At 74.0% G+C, this 5,211-nt stretch carries 6 protein-coding genes; 2 read left to right on the top strand and 4 right to left on the bottom strand.

The annotated features are described in order from the left end of the window. Nucleotides 1-17: 17 nt before the first annotated feature. Nucleotides 18-911 (bottom strand): LysR family transcriptional regulator, encoded by an 894-nt coding sequence (locus AB0G02_RS27665; RefSeq protein WP_360799246.1) that lies wholly within the window; start codon nt 909-911, stop codon nt 18-20. A 75-nt stretch (nt 912-986) separates the two neighbouring features. Between AB0G02_RS27665 and AB0G02_RS27660 the strand changes: the two genes are divergently transcribed. Continuing rightward, complete coding sequence (locus AB0G02_RS27660; protein WP_360799243.1) at nt 987-1,982, top strand: alpha/beta fold hydrolase; 996 nt, start codon at nt 987-989, stop codon at nt 1,980-1,982. Nucleotides 1,983-1,995: 13 nt separating this feature from the next. Here AB0G02_RS27660 and AB0G02_RS27655 read toward each other — a convergent pair whose 3' ends face one another. Continuing rightward, nucleotides 1,996-2,244, bottom strand: coding sequence for a hypothetical protein (locus tag AB0G02_RS27655; protein ID WP_360799240.1), 249 nt, complete (start codon nt 2,242-2,244; stop codon nt 1,996-1,998). Between the two features lie 132 nt (nt 2,245-2,376). Here AB0G02_RS27655 and AB0G02_RS27650 point away from each other — a divergent pair, with 132 nt between their 5' ends. Continuing rightward, nucleotides 2,377-3,435 carry a glucose 1-dehydrogenase gene (locus tag AB0G02_RS27650; RefSeq protein WP_360799237.1) on the top strand — a complete coding sequence of 353 codons (1,059 nt, stop codon included), beginning with the start codon at nt 2,377-2,379 and terminating at the stop codon, nt 3,433-3,435. A gap of 49 nt (nt 3,436-3,484) precedes the next feature. Here AB0G02_RS27650 and bla read toward each other — a convergent pair whose 3' ends face one another. Then, complete coding sequence (gene bla / locus AB0G02_RS27645) at nt 3,485-4,432, bottom strand: class A beta-lactamase (RefSeq protein WP_360799234.1); 948 nt, start codon at nt 4,430-4,432, stop codon at nt 3,485-3,487. Nucleotides 4,433-4,466: 34 nt separating this feature from the next. Then, nucleotides 4,467-5,141: a methyltransferase domain-containing protein gene (locus AB0G02_RS27640; protein ID WP_360799231.1), complete on the bottom strand. Its 675-nt coding sequence runs from the start codon at nt 5,139-5,141 to the stop codon at nt 4,467-4,469. Nucleotides 5,142-5,211: the final 70 nt, after the last annotated feature.

Below are 5,211 nucleotides of genomic sequence, written 5' to 3'. Positions count from 1 at the left end.
CGCGGGCCCGGCCACCGTCAGCGCACGCGGGTGAGGTCGCGGGCCAGGGCGGTGAAGTCGACCGCGACCGCCGAACGCCCGGCGACGGGCAGCGCGATCGCGAGGTCCACCAACCGGACCACCGGGCTCAGCGGGAGGAACGCGACGTCCGGCCGTGCCTGCGCGGCGGTCGAGCCGGGCACGATGCCCACGCCGCACCCGGCCGCGACCAGACCCACGATCGTCGCCATCTGCACGGCTTCCTGCGCGACCCGCGGGGTGAAGCCACCGCGGCGGCACAGCGCGGTGATCTCGTCGTGCAGGCCGGGCCCGAGGTGGCGCGGGAACAGGACGAACGGCTCGCCGGCGAGCGAGCGCACGTGCACCCGCTTCCGTCGTGCCAACGGGTGGTCGTTCGGCACCGCGGCGACCAGCGGTTCGCGCGCCACCGGCACCAGCTCCAGGTCGTCGGCGGGACCGGGCAGCGGCGGGCGCAGCAGGCCGACGTCCAGCGCGGCCGTGCGCAGCTGCTCGACCTGGGACGTGGTGGGCAGCACGGTGAACGACAGGGTGACGGCCGGGTAGCGCGCCCGGAACTCGCGGATGATCATCGGCAGCGGGTGCAGGACCGACGAACCGACCATGCCGATGGCCAGCGAGCCCACCTCGCCCCGGCCGGCCGCGCGCGCCCTGCGCGCCGCACCGTCCACCATGGACAGCACGGCGCGGGCGTCGGCGACGAACGCCTCACCCGCCCGCGTCGGCTCGACGTTCCTGGTGTCGCGGTGGAACAGCGACACGCCCAGCTCGGTCTCCAGCGCCTTCACGGTCTGGCTCAACGGCGGCTGCGCCGTGCCGAGCGCGGCGGCGGCCCGGCCGAAGTGCAGGTGGTCCGCGACCGCGACGGCAGCGCGCAGGTGCTTCAGTTCCATACCTGTCCCGAATCAATCGACCCCGATCCAGTGCACAATCAGACCAGATGGCCGTTCCGGCGACATCCTGGCCGCATGGTGACGACGAACCTGGTGCGCGAGGACTGGAAGGTGCGGGGCGAGGACGGGGACCTCGGGGTGCGCGAGGTCCGCCCCGACGGGCCCGCGCGAGGCCGGCCGGTCGTGCTGCTGCACGGGGCCCGGGTGCCCGGCGTCGCGTCGTTCGACCTGCCGGTCCCCGGCGGATCACTGGCCGCCGACCTCGCGCGGGAGGGCCACCGGGTGTTCATCGTGGACGCCCGCGGTTACGGCGCCTCCGACCGCCCCGCCGCCCTCGACGCGCCCCCGTCCGTCAACCCGCCGGCCGTCACCGGCGAGCAGGTGGTGCGGGACATCGCGTCGGTCGTGGACCGGCTGCGCTCGACGACCGGGCACGACCGCGTCGACCTCGTCGGCTGGGCCACCGGCGGGCACTGGGTCGGCTGGTACGCGAGCGAGCACCCCGACCGGGTCGGGAACCTGGTCGTCCACAACAGCCTGTACGGCGCCCTGGACGGCCACCCCGTGCTCGGCCGGGGTTCGGAGTTCGAGGACCCGGCGCGGCCCGGTCACTTCGACGACGCGCGGTACGGCGCGTACCGGCACACAACCGGTCCGAGCCTGCTGGGCGCCTGGGACGCGAGCATCCCGTCGGAGGACGAGTCCGAGTGGCGCGATCCCCGCGTCGCCGACGCCTACGTCCGACACGCGGTGGCGAGCGACCCCACGTCCGGCGACCGCGAGCCGCCGAGCTTCCGCACCCCTACCGGTGCCTTGAAGGACAGCTTCCGGCTGGCCGTCGGGCACCGGCTGTGGGACGCGGGCCGGATCACCGCGCGGACGCTGGTCCTGCGCGGCGAGCGGGACTTCTGGTCGCGCGAGGGTGACGTGTCGACCCTGGCCGCCGAACTGCGCCGGGCGGAGGAGGTGCGGGTCGTGCACCTGGCCGGTGCGACGCACTTCGTCCACCTCGACCGCCCCGAACGCGGTCGGGACCGGTTCCTGGACGAGCTGGTGGGCTGGCTCCGCTGACCGGTCACGCCCGTCACCGGCGGGTGAGCAGGCGGACCCGGAGCCGTTGTAGCGGCGGCATCAGCCCGTAGATGACGATCGGCACCGCGATCGTCGCCAGGACCAGCGTGCGCAGGACGGTCGGCGTGGCGACGAGCAGACCGCCGAGCAGCAGTTGCAGCGCGGTGAGGGTGGGGAACACGGCCACCCAGATCATCAGGGCGAGGTGGTGGCGGGGCGGTGGCCCCACCGGGGTCGTTGCTGTGGTGTTGTTCTCGGTCATGGCACCAGGTTCGTGCCCGTGCGACGAGATCGGCAACTCCTGTTGCCGATCCTGGGAATTCGGGGCGGTGGAGCACCGGTGAACGGCCTGCCGCACGCGCTTGCGCCCGCGCGGGACGGGTAGCCCAGGGCCATGCGCGCGCTCACGCTCGACCCGAAGACGGCGAACTCGACGCAGGTCACCGAACTGCCCGACCCCGAGCCGCAGGCGGGTGACCTGCTCGTCCGCGGGCTGGCCGTGGGCGTCTGCGGCACGGACAAGGAGATCGCCCGCGCCGACTACGGCTGGGCCCCGCCCGGCCACGACCGGCTGGTCCTCGGCCACGAATCGCTCGGTCGGGTGATGACCGCGCCCGCGGGCAGCGGGTTCTCCTCCGGTGACCTGGTGGTGGGCGTCGTCCGCCGACCCGACCCGGTGCCGTGCGGCGCGTGCGCGCACGGCGAGTTCGACAACTGCCGCAACGGCCGCTACACCGAGCGCGGGATCAAGGAGCTCGACGGGTACGCGGCCGAGCTGTGGTGCGTCGAGGCCGACTACGCGGTGGCGCTGGACCCGCGGTTGGAGCACGTCGGCGTGCTCATGGAGCCGACCTCCGTCGTGGCCAAGGCGTGGGAGCAGGTCCGCCGGGTGGGGGAGAGGGCGTGGTACGCGCCGGAGCGGGTGCTGGTGACCGGCGCCGGGCCGATCGGGTTGCTGGGCGCGATGATCGGCGTGCAACAGGGGCTGGACGTGCACGTGCTCGACCTGGTGGAGGAGGGCCCCAAACCGCGGCTGGTGGAGCGGCTGGGCGCGACCTACCACCACGGGGACGTGGACGAGGTCGCCGGGAGCCTGCGACCGGACGTGGTGATCGAGGCGACCGGCGTGGGCAGCCTGGTGTTCTCCGCCATGCGCAACACGGCGCCGTTCGGCGTGGTGTGCCTGACCGGGATCTCGTCCGGAGGCCGCACGGTCGAGGCGGACGTCGGCGGCGCGAACCGCGAGATGGTGCTGGAGAACGACGTCGTGGTCGGCTCGGTCAACGCCAACCTGCGGCACTACCGCCAGGCCGCCGAGGCGCTGGCCGCGGCCGACCTGGACTGGCTCGAAGGCCTGATCAGCCGCCGCGTGCCGCTGGAGCGGTTCGCCGACGCGTTCACCGCCCGCCCGGACGACGTCAAGGTGGTCATCACGCTCGACGGCGACCGCTGAGCGCTCGACCGCGCCGGACGCCCGGACCGGGGGCGGTGGCGCCGGGTCGTCACGCGAGGGCGGCCACCACGTACGCGGCGGCCTCGGCCAGCAGCGCCTGGTCGTACGGGGCGTCCGCGGTGGCCTTGCTGGACATGATCGCCACGACGAGGGGCGCGGCTCCGGGCGGCCACACGATCGCGATGTCGTTGGCCGTGCCGTAGTCGCCGGTACCGGTCTTGTCCGCCACTCCCCAGCCCTGCGGCACACCGGCCCGCACCCGCCGGTCGCCGGTGGTGTTGCGCTCCAGCAGGTCGCGCAGGAAGGCGCGCTGGTCGGGCGGCAGGGCGTCACCGAGCACGATCTTCCGGTAGTCCGTGCCGATCGCCCGCGGGGACGTCGTGTCGCGCGGGTCTCCCGGCACGGCCGACGTGAGGTCCGGCTCGACCCGGTCGGCCCGCGTCACCTCGTCACCGAGGCCGCGCGTGAACGCGGTCAGCCCGGCCGGCCCGCCGAGGTCGCGCAGCAGCAGGTTGCCCGCCGTGCCGTCGCTGTACCGGACGGCCGCGTCGCACACCTGTCGGATCGTCATCCCGGTCGCCACGTGCTGCGCGGTGATCGTCGAGCTCTTCATCAGGTCGCCCTCGGTGTACGTGACGACGGCGTCCAGGTGCGCCGGCGGGTGTCGCTGCAACACCGCGGCCGCCGCCAACCCCTTGAACGTCGAGCAGAACGCGAACCGCTCGTCCGCCCGGTGGACGACGGTGGCCCCGCTGCCGGTGTCGAGCGCGTACACCCCCAACCGCGCGTCGAACTCCCGCTCCAGCGCGACGAGCCGTTCGTGCTGCTGCTCCACGGGACTCGGCTCGACCGACCGGGACGACGGCGCGGACGACGTCGGTTCGGACGACGTCGGTTCGGCGCGCGTGGTCCCGTGCTCCGTGCAGCCGGGCACGGACAGCAGTGCCGCCGTCCCGAGGAACGTGCGACGGCTGAAGGTCCGGTGGTGCGAGGTCAACAGCTGTCCTCCGCGCGGGACCGCTCGAACGCGGTCACGTCGGGTCCGACCCGTCGGTGACCTCGTCGGTCGGGTCGAGCACGTCGTAGCCGATGAAGGTGAACATGCTCGTGCCTTCCGCCAGGGGCTGCGGTTCACCGAGGAAGCGGTGGGCGCCGACGCCGAAATCCGCCTCCGGGTCCGACAGCCACCGGCGCTCGAAGCCGCGTTCCTCGAACCACCGGCAGATCGTCGGCACCAGGTCCGGCGCCTCGCGGTGGCGGGTCCAGATCACGGTGCCGCCGGTCGCGCACAGCTGCCGGCAGGAGTCGACGGTCCGCTCGACGTCCTCGTCGGTGATGTTGCCGAACACCCCGCAGACCAGCACCAGGTCCGCCGGCCGCACGTCGCGGTAGTGATCGGTGATCGAGGCGTCGCCCCTGACCACCTCGACCCGGCCCAGGCCGGCCGCCCGCGCCGCGTCCTCGGCCACCGCCGCGTTCCGCGCGTCCAGCTCGACCAGGCGGGCTCGGACGTCGTCCCGCCGGGGGTGGTCCGCGAGGACTTCGAGCAGGTCGCGCCCTTGCCCGGCGCACAGGCTGATCACCGTGAGCGGTCCGGGCGGGGCGTCGTCCAGGGCGGACCTGACCTGCGCCTGGACCACCCGCAACCGCGATGCCATCCACGAGTCCGAGCGGTCGTAGCCGTCGTGCCAATCGTGCCAGTCCACGGCGTCGACCCTATGCCCACCGACGGGGGCGCGGACGGCAGACGTCCGGCCGAGGACAGCGGTCCTCGGC

This window comes from Actinosynnema sp. NPDC023658 (genome assembly GCF_040639995.1).
Taxonomy (GTDB): domain Bacteria; phylum Actinomycetota; class Actinomycetes; order Mycobacteriales; family Pseudonocardiaceae; genus Actinosynnema.
Note: the sequence above shows the minus strand (reverse complement) of the source record. Positions and strands in the feature narration are given on the sequence as shown.